Annotated in this window: 14 protein-coding genes and 1 pseudogene; 5 read left to right on the top strand and 10 right to left on the bottom strand. The window is 53.5% G+C overall.

The genetic code is table 11. The annotated features are described in order from the left end of the window. Positions 1–14: 14 nt before the first annotated feature. From ACLJR2_RS01575 to ACLJR2_RS01600, 6 genes are all read right to left on the bottom strand, one after another. On the bottom strand, positions 15–1076 hold the full coding sequence (locus ACLJR2_RS01575) for an SIS domain-containing protein (RefSeq protein ID WP_000075428.1): 1062 nt from the start codon (positions 1074–1076) through the stop codon (positions 15–17). 12 nt (positions 1077–1088) lie between these two features. Beyond that, complete coding sequence (locus ACLJR2_RS01580; RefSeq protein ID WP_000178062.1) at positions 1089–1937, bottom strand: PTS system mannose/fructose/sorbose family transporter subunit IID; 849 nt, start codon at positions 1935–1937, stop codon at positions 1089–1091. Next, on the bottom strand, positions 1915–2694 hold the full coding sequence (locus tag ACLJR2_RS01585) for a PTS mannose/fructose/sorbose/N-acetylgalactosamine transporter subunit IIC (RefSeq protein ID WP_000228866.1): 780 nt from the start codon (positions 2692–2694) through the stop codon (positions 1915–1917). Before ACLJR2_RS01585 ends, ACLJR2_RS01580 begins: the two co-directional genes overlap by 23 nt. A 25-nt stretch (positions 2695–2719) precedes the next feature. Further along, entirely contained in the window at positions 2720–3181 is a 462-nt protein-coding gene (locus tag ACLJR2_RS01590; RefSeq protein WP_000634727.1) for a PTS sugar transporter subunit IIB, read from the bottom strand. Positions 3182–3195: 14 nt separating this feature from the next. Further along, on the bottom strand, positions 3196–3618 hold the full coding sequence (locus ACLJR2_RS01595; protein ID WP_000820693.1) for a PTS sugar transporter subunit IIA: 423 nt from the start codon (positions 3616–3618) through the stop codon (positions 3196–3198). A gap of 101 nt (positions 3619–3719) precedes the next feature. Then, entirely contained in the window at positions 3720–6485 is a 2766-nt protein-coding gene (locus ACLJR2_RS01600; protein ID WP_001224215.1) for a sigma 54-interacting transcriptional regulator, read from the bottom strand. 136 nt (positions 6486–6621) lie between these two features. Here ACLJR2_RS01600 and ACLJR2_RS01605 point away from each other — a divergent pair. Next, positions 6622–6696, top strand: a pseudogene (locus ACLJR2_RS01605) (GNAT family N-acetyltransferase); the annotation flags it as partial. Positions 6697–6807: 111 nt separating this feature from the next. Here ACLJR2_RS01605 and tsr read toward each other — a convergent pair. Further along, positions 6808–8469, bottom strand: a complete 1662-nt coding sequence (gene tsr, locus ACLJR2_RS01610; protein ID WP_000919507.1) for a methyl-accepting chemotaxis protein — start codon at positions 8467–8469, stop codon at positions 6808–6810. Between the two features lie 366 nt (positions 8470–8835). Between tsr and btsT the strand changes: the two genes are divergently transcribed. The 3 genes from btsT to yjiA all read left to right on the top strand — a co-directional run bounded on the left by btsT (position 8836) and on the right by yjiA (position 12251). Continuing rightward, positions 8836–10986, top strand: coding sequence for a carbon starvation CstA family protein (btsT, locus tag ACLJR2_RS01615; RefSeq protein WP_219829016.1), 2151 nt, complete (start codon positions 8836–8838; stop codon positions 10984–10986). A gap of 94 nt (positions 10987–11080) precedes the next feature. Next, positions 11081–11284 (top strand): YbdD/YjiX family protein, encoded by a 204-nt coding sequence (locus ACLJR2_RS01620; protein WP_000460616.1) that lies wholly within the window; start codon positions 11081–11083, stop codon positions 11282–11284. A 10-nt stretch (positions 11285–11294) separates the two neighbouring features. Continuing rightward, positions 11295–12251 carry a GTPase gene (gene yjiA / locus ACLJR2_RS01625; protein ID WP_000187837.1) on the top strand — a complete coding sequence of 319 codons (957 nt, stop codon included), beginning with the start codon at positions 11295–11297 and terminating at the stop codon, positions 12249–12251. Between the two features lie 73 nt (positions 12252–12324). Here yjiA and ACLJR2_RS01630 read toward each other — a convergent pair whose 3' ends face one another. The 3 genes from ACLJR2_RS01630 to ACLJR2_RS01640 all read right to left on the bottom strand — a co-directional run bounded on the left by ACLJR2_RS01630 (position 12325) and on the right by ACLJR2_RS01640 (position 14084). After that, positions 12325–12627 carry a BrnA antitoxin family protein gene (locus ACLJR2_RS01630; RefSeq protein WP_000063143.1) on the bottom strand — a complete coding sequence of 101 codons (303 nt, stop codon included), beginning with the start codon at positions 12625–12627 and terminating at the stop codon, positions 12325–12327. Then, the gene (locus ACLJR2_RS01635) at positions 12614–12901 is read right to left on the bottom strand and encodes a BrnT family toxin (RefSeq protein ID WP_001131963.1); all 288 of its coding nucleotides are present in this window, start codon (positions 12899–12901) and stop codon (positions 12614–12616) included. The genes ACLJR2_RS01630 and ACLJR2_RS01635 overlap by 14 nt, the downstream gene beginning before the upstream one ends. 268 nt (positions 12902–13169) lie before the next feature. Next, entirely contained in the window at positions 13170–14084 is a 915-nt protein-coding gene (locus ACLJR2_RS01640; protein WP_000290515.1) for a restriction endonuclease, read from the bottom strand. Positions 14085–14281: 197 nt separating this feature from the next. On the opposite strand from ACLJR2_RS01640, the gene hsdR reads away from it, so the two are divergent. After that, complete coding sequence (gene hsdR / locus ACLJR2_RS01645) at positions 14282–17791, top strand: type I restriction-modification system endonuclease (protein ID WP_001043490.1); 3510 nt, start codon at positions 14282–14284, stop codon at positions 17789–17791. Positions 17792–17924 lie beyond the last annotated feature (133 nt).

Consider the following 17924-nt stretch of genomic DNA (forward strand, 5'->3'; position numbering starts at 1 on the left):
TTTCTCCTGATTGTTCAGATTTTACTTTTTAAAACGCGATCGAAATCGTCAAAAATGCGTACCGAAAGGTCGATGCCTTTCAGTGAGGCGATATGAAACGCCATGAGTTGTACCGGTACAATCAACAGTAATGGCGAGAAATGGTGATCAACCGCTACATCCAGCGCAAGCGTCTGGTCATCCTGCGCCGCCTTCGCCAGCGTGAGAGTAAAGGTTTTGGCAACCGCAGGCGTCATATACTCCCGTAGCGCCCTGGAGCGCGCGTCGGGCCGGTCCTCAAAGAAGAACATCACGTGTTCCGCATTGGCTTCCAGATACGGGCCGTGCATATAGGCTTCCAGCTCAAACCCGCTTGAGGGAACACGTACCGTCTCGGTAAATTTAGTTTCCAACTCTTTTGCCACCCCAACCAGCGCGCCGTAGCCTATCGCCACAAAACGCGTCCCGTTTCGTAAAACGGCCTGGTGCTGGTGAATAAACGCTTCCGTACGCACGATAACCAACGGCAGGGTTGCCGCGATGCGTTGAAGCTGCGCCACATACTCCTCGACCTGCGATTCCGTCAGTCGCTGCTGCTGACGGGCAATTAACAACGCGATAAGCAACAGATTCAGTACCGTCGCGCTAAATCCACGGGTAACAAAGCCGACGGACTCAATCCCGGTCAGAATATCCAGTGGATAATCACTGGCCTTGCCAAGGGGGCTTTGCGGATCGGCGGTCAGAGCGAATACCGGACGTCCCTGCGCCTGAACTTTACGCATCGCCTCCAGGGTAGAAGCGCTTTTCCCGCTCTGGGAAATAGCAATAACCATATCGGCTTGCGGATCGCTATTCTCATACTGGCTAAAGGTGTACGGCTCTTTAATATCGATAGAGATACCGCAGCGCTCAAAGAAATAACGGGCGCAAAAGGCGGCATTCAATGACGATCCGGTGGCTAATATCAGGATTCGTCGTAACGTTTTTTGGCTGGCGAACCGCGATACTTCTTCCAGCGACTGGCGATGGCGTCGAATAATATTCGCCAGGACGTCAGACTCTTCGTTAATATAGGTCAGCATGGTTGGTGACATTGTGTATCCCTCTTAAAATAACCCTATCCAGGAACCGAAAATTCCCACCAGCGCAATACCGCCAATGATGGTTAACGGTTTCACTTTTTTCCCTAACAGCCAGTACACAATGGCGAAGCTAATTAACGGCAGCAGACAAGGCATGATGTCGTTAATAATGTCCTGAACATGGGTTTTCGCTTCTCCCGTACCAAACGTAATGGGAATGGTGATATCAATCATGGAGGCCGTCATCGCGCCAACCACCATCAGACCGATAATCGAGGCGCCATAGGTTAGGCTTTCCATCATTCCGCTTTGCTGAATACGTTGCAGTACGCCGGTTCCCAGCACATAGCCCCAGCGGGTAAAGAACCAGCGGGCCAGAATATGCGGTACGTTAAACACCAGCAGAAATAAAATCGGCCCCAGAATATTGCCTTTCAGCGCCAGACTGGTACCGATGCCAGTGGCGATAAGACGCAATGTTCCCCAGAAAAAAGAGTCGCCAATACCCGCCAGCGGCCCCATTAACGACGCTTTGACGTTATCGATAGAACTGGCGTCCATCTCTTTTTGCTGGCTATTTTTCTCCTCCATCGCCACGGTAATACCGAGGATCAACGTCACAATGTGCGGCGTGGTATTAAAGAAAGCCAGATGGCGTTTTAGCGCTTCGGCAAGATCTTCTTTTCGGCTATACAGTTTCTTTAATACCGGAATGAGCGTATAGACGAACGCCAGGTTCATTTGTCGTTCATAGTTCCAGGAAAACTCCATCAGGAATGACCGCCAGAAGACGCGGCGTAAATCACGCGCGGTGACCAGACCAGTGGTTTCCGCCTGCTGGCGGTCTTTATCAGAAATCATCTTCATCGTCATGAGACGCTCCTTGCGCAGGTGCCGGTTGCGAGGCCGCAAATTTCGGCATATTGACCATCACGACGGCGACGATCGCGCCGAGAATCGCAATACCCGTCACCGGAATTTTTAAATACGCCATTAAAACAAAACCGAGGAAAAAATAGGGGGCGACCTTTTTATTAATTAATAAGCGCGCCAGCATGGCAAAACCCAGCGCGGGAATAATACCTGTGGCAACGCTTAATCCATGTTTAATAAATTCTGGAATGGCATCCAGAAAACCTTTAACCATATTCACGCCCGCTAAATAAGAGACCGTGACGATAATCCCCAGCGTCAGCGACAGCCCAATGCCGGAGATTAAATGCATACGCTCAATGCCCCGGGTATCCCCCACCTCAGCGTAAGCATCGGCTTTATGACAGAGCAACGGAATAAACATTCCGTTATAGATATTTTTCACAATTAACGCCAGTGTCGCGATAGGCAAACCTAATAACAGCGCGGTTTCCGCCCCAGCGCCGGAATTAATCGCAAAGGCCACACCTAAAATACCGCCAGTGACCACATCTGGCGGCAGCGACGCGCCCACCGAAAAGGAACCGATAAACGCCAACTCCAGCGTCGCGCCCATCACAATTCCGGTTTCCATGTCGCCCAGCACCAGTCCGGTTAAAAGTCCGGTCACGATAGGTCTGGAAATCAGCGACGTCCCTAATGCATATTCAGACTGGGCGATAAACGCCACCAGTCCAAGTAAAAGCGCCTCTACCATAATATGTCCTCAGGAGGGTATCCGCTCAGGCAAAAAGTTGTTTACGATCGTTAGGCACCAGCCGAATTTCTATCTCTACTCCGTCAGCCGCCAGCTCCCGAAGTTGAGTCATTTCATCCGCTAACAGATTGATGGCTTTAGCAATATTCTGACTCCCTTCACGCACCTTCGTGCCGCCTAAATTAATACTTTTAATGTCGGGTAATTCGCGCGCCAGCCGGTACGCATCCGCCACGGATTCAACAACAATAAAAAGTTTATATTTATCGGTAACGCCGCTTTTTATCGCTTCAATTGAATCGGCAATATTTTTAATAACCAGCTTCACCGCGGGCGGCTTCGCCATTTTAATGGTGGTTTTACGCAGGTCATCATTGGGTACGCTGTCGTTGGCAATTAAAATACAGTCTGCGCCAACGTACTGCGTCCAGGAAAAGGCGACCTGTCCATGTAATAAACGATGATCCACCCGTAAAAAAACAATCATGACGCTTCCTCCCCTTAAAAATCTTTATCGCTTTGCATGGCGCTGGTGATAGTTTGATTGCAGTACTGAATATTTTCTTTTGAATCCGCTAACGCCGTCATTATGGTATGCGTGGTATTGCCATCGTTTTCCGACATAAAGAGATCGATAACCAGCGGCAGGTTAATCCCTGCCAGCAGATGAAAATTTTCTCGTGATAAATAACGGACAAATTCGTTATTCACGCTGCCGGCAAAAATATCGGTCAGCGCAATAATTTCATCTTCCGGCGGGATCCGGGCAATTAGCGTATCTACCTGCTGGCTTAAATCCACGCTCTCTTCAACGTAAGCGCACAGCGTCCAGACATTTGACCGTTTGCCTAAAATCAGCTCCACGGAGTTTAAAACTCCGCTGGCCAGCGTGCCGTGGCTGGCGAAAATATAATGTCTCTTCATCCTGACCTCTAAAACACATTCCACTGTGATAAAAGAGAGCAAGCGGCGTGCCAGAAAAAGTGGCGCGCCGAAAAAAGATGCGGGTTAACAGCAGGAAATCGTTAAAACTGTTGATCTTGCTCGATAAGTTCTGTTTCGAAGGTCAGGATATTATGGATATAGCCAAGCTCGGCGGTGGGGATTTTGACACTGTAGTTACTCTCAATGACACTAAACGCTTCCCGTAGCCGATTCAGTTCCTGTTCCGGACACTGTTGCCCACTCCAGGCAGTAATACCCGCATGGCGGATCAGACGCTCAATCAGGCAACTAATATGCACATAGAGCGCCACCTTTCTTTCATTCGAGACGGTAACGCCCGCCAGATGCTCATAGCGCAGCAGAAACTGCTCAACGTGGTTGATGACTTTGCTGGTGTCGAGGATGGTGACGGATTCGATCACTCGTCGGAGCGAGAAGTTTTTCAGCAGCAGGTTGTTGATCTCCGCCACCTGCTCCGGCGTGGTCAGCGAACCAAACAGCCGCATCAGATAGTGATTCCCCTCGCCGGAGATCAGCGAGTCGAGCGAAATCCACGGCACGCTGGCGATGTGCGGGTCCAGCGTGCCGACTATCGCCAGTACGTCGTAGCGCATAAATACCGGCTCCTGGGTTTTATTGCTCGCCAGCATCGCATAATCGCAGGCGACGACGTCAATCTCCAGCGCCTGCGGAATACTGGCGCTCAGTAATGCGCAAAGATTCGTCGCCACACCGATACCGGTCGCGCAGGTGGTCAGTATGGCGCGCGGTTTGTTGCTTTTCGGCCAGTAGAGCTGATACTCGACCGGCACATCCCGGGCGATATCGCGGGCGATCTCTTCAATAAAATGCCCCTGTAAAATACGCTCCCCTACATACAGGGCCATGCTGGTCGAGACGTTGTTGATAATCGTCACCGGCGTGGAAAGCGCGCGATCAAAATGACGATGAATGGCCTTGAGCGATCCCATATCCACCAGAATCATCAGGCCGGAGGCGAGCGGATGCTCTTCCAGATAGCGCATCACCTGCTGCGCTATCGCCTCCGGCGTGACGTCCAGCGGCATATCGAACGATTCAAAAATCGTATTTTTCAGTAACCGGTTGGCGACGTTGGCGATACTGCTGGCGGTGGCATAGCCATGCGCCAGAATCACCGCATGCGTCACCTGTTTTTGGTTGTTAGCCCCCTGTTTATGCAGCCAAAGCGCCAGCAGCAGCATATCAATGCGTCTCGGCTCCAGATCCAGCTTCTGGCCCAGCGTCTCCAGAATTTGTAAACAGAAGCTGTACAGCAGCGGATATTTCTGGGCGAGGAAGGCGTCCAGTTGGCGGATCTGCTCGCTGTTGAGACGAGAAGGCGCCAGTGCGGTACGATGGATTAAATAGTGGCTAAGCGCGTAAATACAGTTGCCGTTAAGCTGCATATTGAAGCGCTTCTCCAGACGATAAAACTCTTCCCGCACCTGGCTTGTAATTAACAGCAACCGCTGTGAGTGCACATTATCGTCGCCGGTAAAAATCAGGCGATCGAAGAGGGTCTCAATTTCATCGCCCATTCTTTTTTGTACCGTCTCCCACTCCTCTTTCCCGCTACGTACCAGTTCGTATAGCGCCAGCACATGACACTGCGTATCATGGATCATGCCCTGCATCTCGTCGCGGGCGCGCAGCAGCCAGGTAAGGTTCGTGTCGGGCGAGATGCTCACCGGCGTGTCGTCCGCCAGCGATTCATTTAGTGACGGCAATGCCGACAGCATGGCGTCCGGCAGATCGTGCAGCGACACGGTAACGGTTTCCTGCCCAGGCTTTTTCGCCCATGCCGTCGCCACCGCATACTTCACCACATTTTTCAGCTCGCCGACGTTGCCGCGATAAACATACTGATTGAGGATCTGCAACAAACGCGGTTTGAGGATAAGCGTGGCCGAAAGTTTTTTCGCCTCCGTCCAGAAAAACAGTAAGATCAGCGCCTCTTTTTCCTGGCGGCTGCGGTGCTGGAGATCCGGCAGGTTGACCTGAATCGGGATGCGTCGCAAAAATGTCGTCAGAAAGGTGCTGTGTATCTCTTCGGTCGTCGCAAATACCAGACGTACCGAAACCGGATGCCCCTGCGCGGTGTCGCCTACCCGATAAATTTCACCACGATCGAGCCAGGTAAAGAGCTTCTCCTGCCCTTCGGCGCTCAGCCGGTGGACTTCATCCAGAAATAACATGCCGCCGTCAGCCGCCTCGAACGCGCCCGGTCTGTCGCTCTGCGCGCCGGTAAACGCGCCCTTCACATAGCCAAAAAGATTCGCCGCCAGCAGTTCGGGATTGCTCGCATACTGGGCGCAATTAAAACTGATAAATGGCGCATCCGGCGACAGAAGCGCCTGGGCGATGGCATATTCGTGCATGAGCTGCGCCAGATAACTTTTACCGGTGCCGCTTTCGCCGGTCATCAGTAGCGGCAGTCCGCCGTCGGGATAAAACAGCGCGGTTTTCAGTTGCTCAATCGGGCGCTTCAGGCTTTCGTTATGACCAATCAACAGAGAAAAGTGATCGTCCGGCGCGCACTCCTGTTCCCCGTGCGCTAACAGCTCCGCGACGCTGGCGTATTCATTACGCGAAAGGGTAAAAAACTGTTGGCTAAATGCCTGCTTATGCAGGAAATAGACGGGACGGGTATTGATTTTGCAGAGCACGCCCTGCGCCACCAGTTGGTTCAGGTAATGGCTGGCGGTATTGCGCTGCATATTAAAACGCTGCGCCAGATAGCGCGCGGTAAACACCTCACTGACATTTTCCGGATCAAAAAAATCCGTTTGGTTCATCAGGAAAGCAAGCAGGGCATCTTTGCGCATCGTATCCTCTCACGATTATCACATCAGCAATTATGATGCCGCGAAACAAGGCTCTCCTGTCGTGCGTTCTCTCGCTTTATTCATTTTTTGTGGATCACCGCACACCTTCACTCAACGTTGGATTAGCGCGCGATATCAGAAAAGAGAGGAGGAAGCGGCGCACGGCCTGGCGTATGAATCACGCTGCGCCATGCGCCTGATGCTGGTTTAAAATCGGCCTGCGCGGACTGCCAGGCCTGATAAGCGAAGCGCCATCAGGCAAAAGTGTGAACATCTCATCCGGCCTACGGTCGTCTGTAGGCCGACTGTTCACCATACGCCCTTAAAACGTTTCCCAATTATCGCTGCCGTCGGCCACAGCGGCCTTTGGTGACGACACGGCTGCCGGGGTTTTTACCGCTGCCACATCACGCGCACGCTGCTGTTGCTGTTGAATACGGAACACCGCGACGGCCTGGGTCAGACGGCTGGCTTGCTCTTCCAGCGCCGCAGCCGCGGCGGCGGACTCTTCCACCAGCGAGGCGTTTTGCTGCGTTACGCGATCCATCTCCGCTACCGCCAGGCCCACCTGGTCGATGCCACGGCTTTGCTCGTCAGACGCCGAGGCAATCTCGCCCATGATATCGGTCACGCGGGTAACTGCATTGACGATCTCATCCATGGTTTCACCGGCGCTTTCGACCAGCGTCGACCCCACATCAACACGGCTCACGGAATCCTCAATCAGACTCTTGATCTCTCGTGCCGCCTGCGCGCTACGCTGGGCCAGATTACGGACTTCACCGGCCACCACCGCGAACCCGCGTCCCTGCTCGCCTGCGCGCGCCGCTTCTACCGCCGCATTCAGCGCCAGAATATTGGTCTGGAAAGCAATACCGTCGATTACGCTGATAATATCGGCGATTTTCTGCGAACTGGAGGCGATATCGCGCATTGTTTGAACGACGTTATCCACCACTTTGCCGCCTTTTTGCGCTGTTTCAGAGGCGCTCAATGCCAGGTGACTGGCCTGACGGGCGTTTTCGGCGTTCTGTTTCACGGTGGCGGTCAGTTGTTCCATACTGGCGGCGGTCTCTTCCAGAGACGCTGCCTGCTGCTCAGTACGGGAAGAGAGATCGTTGTTACCCATCGCAATCTCGCTGGCGCCGCTGTAAATGGCGTTGGCGCCATTGCGCACATCGCCCACGGTACGCACCAGTTCGCTCTGCATATGACGTAAGTTGTCCGCCAGTTGCCCCATTTCGTTAGAGCCTTCCACATCAATACGTTTCACCAGATCGCCGCTGGCGATATGGCGAATGCTTTCAATCAGACGATTCATCGGGGCGATAAGCGACAGTTTGATGCCGAACCAGACGGCGATAATGACCACCAGAACGGCAATCAGCACACTGACCAGTACCCACATCGCCTGGTTGTAGGAACTGTTGTTATCCTCAACAGCAATATCGTACAGACGATCGTTTTGCTGCATATAGGCCATGTACTGCTTCTCAAAAGCGTCCTGATAGCTTTGAGTCGGTTGATCAAAAAACTCGTTAATCTTACCCGCGCCAAGAAGCTGAATAAGCTCCGCCAACGCGCCGTGGTAGATATCATAGGTTCGTTTGATCTCAAGGAAAGCCGCTTCACTCTGACGTGGATCGCGCGGTAACGCCTCATACTGCGCCCAGTTTTTTTCGGTCAGCTTCAGCGTATTGGTCGCCCCCTGCATCAGTTCAGCGACAGTTGCGCCACTGCCAATATTGCTCTGGTCCATCATCCAGCGGATACCCGCGCGATTCAGGGTATTACGCGTTTGCAACAGCTCCACCCAGGTTGCATTCAGGGCAGACTGCTGCTGACGAATGGTTTGCAATACGGTGAAGTTTTCTTTGTCATTCTTCAGCGAGTTGAAGAACAGCCCGCCGGATGTCAGTTGTAAAAGGCCAAATAGCGCCAATACCAGCAGTAAGCTGGTAACAATTTTAATTCGCTTTAACATGTTTTCTCTTTCCGCTAGACAGATACAGAATTTTCGGCCTGGAAAGGGAAAACTTTATGGGATGCGCGCCATTAATATCACGATTAGCTCAGTTAAGTCGTTATGACGCCCCGCGCAACAAGGATCGTCCCATTTTATATCGTGATCTCAATCACATAAAATAGCCCACGCCCTCCTCTGCGAAACCGCTTACCGGTACGTCCGACCGCTTAAACCGCCATACAACCACTCACTGATTTACCTAACTTTACGCGCGCGATGATCTGGCAAGATCCTCTCAGCATAGCAGTCAATCTACCTCCTCAAACACGAACTCAATGTCCACCCAGCTTCGGCTGATAATTAAACTTACAACCAGGTTTTACTATGGATACGAAAAAGATATTCAAGCACATACCCTGGGTGATTCTCGGAATCATCGGTGCTTTCTGCCTCTCGGTTGTTGCCCTACGTCGGGGTGAACACGTGAGCGCCCTGTGGATCGTGGTCGCTTCCGTTTCCGTCTATCTGGTGGCTTACCGCTACTACAGCCTGTATATCGCCCAGAAGGTCATGAAACTCGACCCGACGCGCGCGACGCCGGCGGTTATCAATAACGACGGCCTGAACTACGTGCCGACTAACCGCTACGTGCTGTTTGGTCACCACTTCGCCGCCATCGCCGGCGCAGGTCCGCTGGTCGGGCCGGTATTGGCCGCGCAGATGGGCTATCTGCCGGGGACACTGTGGCTGCTGGCGGGCGTGGTGCTCGCGGGCGCAGTGCAGGACTTTATGGTGCTGTTCATCTCTTCCCGCCGTAACGGCGCCTCTCTTGGCGAGATGATCAAAGAAGAGATGGGGACCGTTCCAGGCACCATCGCGCTGTTCGGCTGCTTCTTAATCATGATCATCATCCTCGCGGTGCTGGCATTAATCGTGGTTAAAGCGCTGGCCGAAAGCCCGTGGGGTGTCTTCACCGTCTGCTCCACGGTGCCGATTGCGCTGTTTATGGGCATCTACATGCGCTTCCTGCGTCCGGGACGCGTAGGCGAAGTCTCCGTTATTGGTATCGTGCTGCTGGTGGCGTCTATTTACTTCGGCGGCGTAATTGCCCACGACCCGTACTGGGGCCCGGCGCTGACCTTTAAAGACACCACCATTACCTTCGCGCTGATCGGCTACGCCTTTGTTTCCGCGCTGCTGCCGGTATGGCTGATCCTCGCCCCGCGCGACTATCTCGCCACCTTCCTGAAAATCGGCGTGATCGTCGGTCTGGCGCTGGGGATTGTGATCCTCAACCCGGAACTGAAAATGCCGGCGTTGACGCAGTACGTCGACGGTACCGGCCCGCTGTGGAAAGGCGCTCTGTTCCCGTTCCTGTTCATCACCATCGCCTGTGGCGCCGTCTCTGGCTTCCACGCGCTCATCTCTTCCGGTACCACGCCGAAACTGCTGGCCTGTGAGACCGATGCGCGTTTTATCGGCTACGGTGCGATGCTGATGAAGTCCTTTGTTGCGGTGATGGCGCTGGTGGCGGCCTCGATCATTGAACCGGGTCTCTACTTCGCGATGAACACCCCGCCGGCAGGTCTGGGCATTACCATGCCAAACCTGCACGAGATGGGCGGCGAGAACGCGCCGCTGATTATGGCGCAGTTGAAAGACGTTACCGCACACGCGGCGGCGACCGTCAGCTCCTGGGGCTTTGTGATTTCCCCGGAACAAATCCTGCAAACGGCGAAAGATATCGGTGAACCGTCAGTATTGAACCGCGCAGGCGGCGCGCCAACGCTGGCAGTAGGTATCGCGCATGTGTTCCACAAAGTCCTGCCGATGGCGGATATGGGCTTCTGGTATCACTTTGGTATTCTGTTCGAAGCGCTGTTTATCCTGACCGCGCTGGATGCGGGTACCCGTTCCGGCCGCTTTATGTTGCAGGATTTGCTGGGTAACTTCGTCCCGTTCCTGAAAAAAACCGATTCTCTGGTCGCGGGTATCATCGGTACCGCAGGCTGCGTCGGTTTGTGGGGCTATCTGCTGTATCAGGGCGTGGTCGACCCACTGGGCGGCGTGAAGAGCCTGTGGCCGCTGTTCGGTATCTCTAACCAGATGCTGGCCGCCGTGGCGCTGGTGTTGAGCACCGTGGTACTGATCAAAATGCAGCGCACCAAGTACATCTGGGTGACGGTGATCCCGGCGGTATGGCTGCTGATCTGCACCACCTGGGCACTGGGCCTGAAACTGTTCAGCGCCAACCCACAGATGGAAGGTTTCTTCTACATGGCAAACCTGTATAAAGAGAAGATTGCCAACGGCACCAACCTGACCGAGCAGCAGATTGCCAACATGAACCATATCGTGGTGAACAACTACACTAACGCTGGTTTGAGTATTCTGTTCCTGGTGGTGGTGTACAGTATTATCTTCTACGGTTTCACCACCTGGATGAAGGTACGCAACAGCGATAAACGTACCGATAAAGAAACCCCGTATGTGCCCGTGCCGGAAGGCGGCGTGAAGATCTCTTCACACCACTAAAACTGATGCCGGGTAGCGCACAGCGATCCCGGCTAGTGTAGGCCGGATAAGGCGCAAGCCGCCATCCGGCTTTATTCATTAACAGGACGGCAGAATGTTTGATACTTTAGGTCAGGCAAAAAAATATCTCGGCCAGGCGGCAAAAATGTTGATTGGTATTCCGGACTACGACAACTATGTCGAGCACATGAAAACCAACCATCCCGACAAGCCGTACATGACCTATGAAGAGTTCTTCCGCGAACGTCAGCAAGCACGTTACGGCGGCGATGGCAAAGGCGGTATGCGCTGTTGTTAATGGAGAGACTATGACCCCGATTGCAGTTACCCTACTTACCGGTTTTCTTGGTGCCGGCAAAACCACCCTACTACGCCATATTCTCAACGAACAACATGGTTTTAAAATCGCCGTTATCGAAAACGAATTTGGCGAAGTCTCCGTTGACGATCAACTGATTGGCGATCGCGCCACACAGATCAAAACCCTGACTAACGGCTGCATCTGCTGTACCCGCTCCAACGAGCTGGAAGATGCGCTATTAGACCTGCTCGACAGCCGCGACCGCGGCGATATTGCTTTCGACCGCCTGGTGATTGAATGCACCGGCATGGCTGACCCCGGCCCGATTATTCAGACCTTTTTCTCCCATGACGTATTATGCGAACGCTACCTGTTAGACGGCGTGATTGCGCTGGTCGACGCGGTGCACGCTAACGAGCAGATGAACCAGTTCACCATCGCCCAGTCGCAGATAGGCTACGCCGACCGTATCCTGCTGACCAAAACCGACGTGGCAGGCGACAGCGAGAAACTGCGCGAGCGGCTGGCGCGTATCAACGCCCGCGCCCCGGTTTACACCGTGGTACACGGCGATATTGACCTGAGCCAGTTGTTTAATACCAGCGGCTTTATGCTGGAAGAGAACGTGCTGGCAAGCCAACCGCGTTTCCACTTTATTGCCGATAAACAGAACGATGTGTCGTCAATTGTAGTGGAACTGGATTACCCGGTGGATATCAGCGAGGTTTCGCGGGTGATGGAAAACCTGCTGCTGGAATCAGCGGATAAACTGCTGCGTTACAAAGGGATGCTGTGGATCGACGGCGAACCCAACCGTCTGCTGTTCCAGGGCGTGCAGCGCCTCTACAGCGCCGACTGGGACAGACCGTGGGGCGACGAAACGCCGCACAGCGCGCTGGTATTTATCGGGATCCAGTTGCCGGAAGACGAGATAAAAGCGGCGTTTGCGGGGTTAAGGAAGTAACCATTAAGCGCTTATCTGGCCTGGCGGAATTTGTAGGCCGGATAAGGCGCAGCCGCCATCAGGCATCTTCTGGCTATTTCTTATTTTGCTCTCGCAGCATCGCTTCGCGCAGAATGGCATTGAGCCGCGTCTGGTAGCCTTTTCCTGGCCGTTTCAGCCACTCCATCACATCGGCGTCAATACGCACAGAGGCCTGCGTTTTTAACGGGCGAAAAAACTTACCACGCACTGCTTCAGACCACTGCCCATCCTCCGAAGCGGGAATGTCGCTGTAATCAATCTCATCATCTGATTTTTTCACCAGCGCCTTCAGTTCAGCCTCATGCTGAGCACTCAGCGCGGATGCGTTGCCGCGTTTATGTTTAACCATGCTCATAACGATTCCTCTCTTTTCTGTCTGCCTTGCGGGCGCTGATGATACGGATAACTTCAAAACCACTTTCGAACCGAACGCTATGAGCAACCAGAATGACCACAATGCCATGAACAAGGCCGAGGGTCTGCCAACGATATTCTCCATTCTCATAACGCTCCTGACGTGACAGGTGTCGGGGATCGTCAAACACCAGTACCGCATCCTCAAAGCGGACACCGTGCTTCCTCAGGTTGCTTTTAGCCTTGTTCGCATCCCATTCAAACTCCATCGGCATGTGTTTTTCCTAATTGTACATACAAAAATGTATATACAATTATCTTACGATTATACCTGGATTGTTGGAAATAGCTTCACAATTTGCGTATTCGAGATAAAAGAAAATTGACCAGAAGAGTAGGCCGCAGAAGGCGCAGCCGCTATCCGGCATGGGTTTAGGCTGATACGCAGCCATAGAAAGTCACGTGATTTCTGGGCGAGAGGAAACACTGGTGCCCACAACGTGATCCATCTCAATTACCCGCAATCAGGTTCCAGCGTTACCACTACTCAAAGTAATCCATATCGAGCTTTGGCAACTTGAGTAAACGTGAGGATACGCCAATATCATTATCAATCATCAGATGCACCAGCCTGTCGCCATCCACCAGCACCAGACCTTCAACTTTGTTAGCATAGTCTCTGGCATGCGCCGTAAAGCCTGAGGTGGTAATAAAGACGCCACGTTTCACTTTTTGCTCAGGCAATGCACCATAAAAGCCCCTGACTTCAGCGCTCCCGACGGTGCCTTTCCAGCGTTTGGCCTGAACGTAGACTTTTTCCAGCCCGAGCTTATCGAGAGAGATAATACCGTCAATGCCGCCATCGCCGGTTCCCCCGACGCGCTGCAAATCACCGCGATGACCGCCATATCCCAGGCGGTGCAACACATCTAACACAATCACTTCAAAACGCGCCGGCGAAACCTGAAGCAGGTTCTCCAGCAATTCTTCGGCAACAGATTCACGAATCTCATTGAGCGCTTGCTCCAGGCGATCGTCCGGGCTGCTTCTGGCAAGCTCATCATCCTCAATCGATTCTGGCTGTGGATCTAACGCCACCGCGTCTGCCGGCTTACTGAGCTTTACGCCGTTAAAATCACAAGCAAAATGACTCACTTCCTGCTCGGTCATCGGCTGCGGATGCGAGGCAACCCAGCTCATTCCCGCTGGTGTTAAACACCATTTTCCCCGGGATAGGCTCTGCGATAACCCGGCGCGTTTGAGACGATCGTGCGCCCAACCGGTGCGGTTCTGGTACGTCAGTTGTCCACTGGTAATCACCTCTGCACGCTGCTGCTCATTTAACCCAAGCATTTCGGCTGCAGCTTCACGCACTTCTCTGACCAAAGCGCCCTCGGGTCGAGTGGCCAGAAAACGCAACACTGGTTCAATAAATTTGTCATATGTTGGAACAGCCATAAATCCATCCCTGCTATTGATATAGATTAGATACCCCGCCGGAGAACGATACTCTTCAGGAAAACATTAGGAAAGAAGCAGTTACTCTCTGATTGTTCGTTGATCACACACAATATGAAGTCTACCATGGGTCTGTTATTTTCCCTTTACGGCACAAGGTAATAACGTCTTCCCGCTCAGGAACCGGATAGATAAAAATGAACAAATCTAACTTCGACTTTCTCAAAGGCGTCAACGACTTCATTTACGCCATCGCCTGCGCGGCGGAAAACAACTATCCGGACGATCCTAATACCACTCTGATAAAAATGCGCATGTTTGGCGAAGCCACCGCGAAACATCTCGGCCAGTTGCTGGATATACCCGTCTGCGAAAACCAGCATGACCTGCTGCGCGAACTGGGCAAGATTGCGTTTATTGATGACAGCATCCTTTCTGTTTTCCATAAGCTGCGCCGTATCGGTAACCTGGCCGTCCACGAATTTCATAACGATCTGGACGATGCCCAGATGTGCCTGCGGCTCGGGTTCCGCCTCAGCGTCTGGTACTACCGACTGGTGACCAAAGATTACGATTTCCCGGTGCCGATGTTTGTTCTGCCAGAACACGGCGAGAATCTTTATCACCAGGAAGTGCTGACGCTGAAACAACAGCTGGAACGCCAGGCGCAAGAAAAAGTACAAAGCCAGGCCGAGCTGGAAGCTCAGCAGCAAAGACTGGTTGCGCTCAACGGCTACATTGCCATCCTTGAGGGCAAACAGCAGGAAACCGAAGCCCAGACCAAAGCACGTCTGGCCGCGCTGGAGGCACAGCTTGCGGCAAAAGATGCCGAACTGGCGAAGCAAACCGAACAGGAACGTAAGGCCTATCACAAAGAGATCACCGATCAGGCTATCAAGCGCACGCTGAATCTCAGCGAAGAAGAGAGCCGCTTCCTGATCGACGCCCAGTTGCGCAAAGCGGGCTGGCAAGCCGACAGTAAAACGCTGCGCTTTGCCAAAGGCGCTCGCCCGGAACCCGGCGTCAATAAAGCGATTGCCGAATGGCCAACGGGTACAGATGAAACGGGAAAAACAGGCTTTGCCGATTACGTATTGTTCGTTGGCCTGAAGCCCATCGCCGTCGTTGAAGCGAAACGCAAAAATACCGATGTCTTCAGCAAGCTCAACGAGTCTTACCGCTACAGTAAATACTTCGATAACGGATTTTTACGCGACACGCTGCTGGAGCACTACGCTCCCGACGAAGTGCATGACGCCGTGCCGGAGTATGAAATCAGCTGGCAGGACACCAGCGGCAAACAGCGCTTTAAAATCCCCTTCTGCTACTCCACCAACGGGCGCGAATACCGCGCAGCGATGAAGACCAAAAGCGGTATCTGGTATCGCGATGTCCGACACACCACCAATATGTCAAAAGCGCTGCCGGAATGGCATCGCCCGGAAGAGCTGCTGGCAATGCTGGGCAGCGACCCGCAGAGACAAAATCAGTGGTTTGCCGAAAACCCCGGAATGAGCGAGCTGGGCCTGCGCTATTACCAGGAAGATGCCGTCCGCGCGGTGGAACAGGCTATCGTAAACGGTCAGCAACACATCCTGCTGGCAATGGCGACCGGTACCGGTAAAACCCGTACCGCCATCGCCCTGATGTTCCGCCTGATCCAGTCGCAGCGTTTCAAACGCGTTCTGTTCCTGGTTGATCGTCGCTCGCTCGGCGAGCAGGCGCTGGGGTCGTTTGAAGACACACGAATTAACGGTGACACCTTTAACAGCATTTTTGATATCAAAGGGTTGACCGATAAATTCCCGGAAGACAGTACCAAAATCCACGTCGCCACGGTGCAGTCGCTGGTCAAACGTACGCTGCAATCCGATGAACCGATGCCGGTTGGCCGCTACGACTGTATCGTCGTTGATGAAGCGCACCGCGGCTACATTCTCGATAAAGAGCAGACCGAAGGCGAGCTACAGTTCCGCAACCAGCTGGATTACGTCTCCGCCTATCGCCGCATTCTCGACCATTTCGACGCGGTAAAAATTGCCCTGACCGCCACGCCAGCGCTGCACACGGTGGATATTTTCGGCGAGCCGGTTTACCGCTACACCTACCGTACGGCGGTGATCGACGGTTACCTGATCGATCAGGATCCGCCCATTCAGATCGTCACCCGCAACGCGCAGGATGGGGTCTATCTTTCCGAGGGTGAACAGGTGGAACGCCTGAACCCACAGGGCGAGCTGATCAACGACACGCTGGCCGACGATCAGGATTTTGAGGTCGCCGATTTTAACCGTGGCCTGGTGATCCCGGCGTTTAACCGCGCGGTATGCGGCGAGCTCACCAAATACCTGGATCCCACCGGGCAGCAAAAAACGCTGGTATTCTGCGTCACCAACGCCCATGCCGATATGGTGGTTGACGAGTTACGTACCGCATTTAAGAAAAAGTATCCGCAGCTTGAGCACGACGCGATCATCAAGATCACTGGTGACGCCGATAAAGATGCGAAGAAAGTGCAAAGCATGATCGTCCGCTTCAACAAAGAACGGCTGCCCAATATTGTGGTCACCGTCGATCTGCTGACCACCGGTGTGGATATTCCGTCTATCTGTAATATTGTGTTCCTGCGCAAAGTCAAAAGCCGCATTCTCTACGAGCAGATGAAGGGCCGCGCCACGCGTCTGTGCCCATCGGTGGGGAAAACCAGCTTTAAGATTTTCGACTGCGTGGATATCTACAGTTCGCTGGAAAGCGTCGACACTATGCGCCCGGTGGTTGTGCGTCCGCAGGTGGAGCTGCAAACGCTGGTCAACGAAATTACCGACTCAGAAACCTACAAAACTATCGAAGCGGATGGCCGCAGTTTTGCTGAACACAGCCATGAACAGCTGGTTGCTAAACTACAGCGGATCATCGGTCTTGCCACCTATAACCGTGACCGCAGCGAAACGGTGGATAAGCAAGTACGTCGTCTGGACGAACTGTGCCTGGATGCGGCAGGTGTCAACTTCGGCGGGCTGGCTTCGCGCCTGCGGGAAAAAGGGCCGCACTGGAGCGCCGAGATTTTCAATAAGCTTCCGGGTTTTATCGCCCGCCTCGAGAGGCTGAAAACCGATATCAACGCCCTGCGCGATGCGCCGATCTTCCTCGATATTGACGATGAGGTGGTGAGCGTCAAATCACTGTACGGCGACTACGATACGCCGCAGGATTTTCTCGAAGCGTTCGATGCGCTGGTGCAGCACGCCCCTAACGCCCAGCCGGCGCTGCAGGCGGTGATCAATCGTCCGCGTGACCTCACCCGTAAAGGGCTGGTGGAATTGCAGGAGTGGTTTGACCGCCAGCATTTTGAAGAGTCGTCCCTGCGCAGCGCGTGGAAAGCGACGCGCAACGAAGATATTGCCGCCCGCCTGATCGGCCACGTCCGCCGCGCGGCGGTGGGCGATGCGCTCAAACCGTTCGACGAACGTGTCGATCATGCGCTGACGCGTATCAAGGGCGAGAACGACTGGAACCCTGAGCAGCTAAGCTGGCTCGATCGTTTAGCGCAGGCGCTAAAAGAGAAAGTGGTGCTCGACGACGACGTTTTCAAAACCGGCAATTTCCACCGCCGCGGCGGTAAACCCATGTTACAGCGCACCTTTGACGACAACCTCGACAGCGTGCTGGATAAGTTCAGCGATTATATCTGGGACGAGCTGGCTTAACGCGTATACACTTCATCCTTCAAGCTGCCTCCGCGTTGGCTGCGCTCATTCACCCCAGTCACGTACTTATGTACGCTCCTGGGGATTCATTCCCTTGCCGCCTTGATGCAACTTGAATGATTTTGTGTATATT

This window comes from Salmonella sp. SAL03688, from assembly GCF_046551895.1.
Classification (GTDB): Bacteria; Pseudomonadota; Gammaproteobacteria; order Enterobacterales; family Enterobacteriaceae; genus Salmonella; species Salmonella enterica.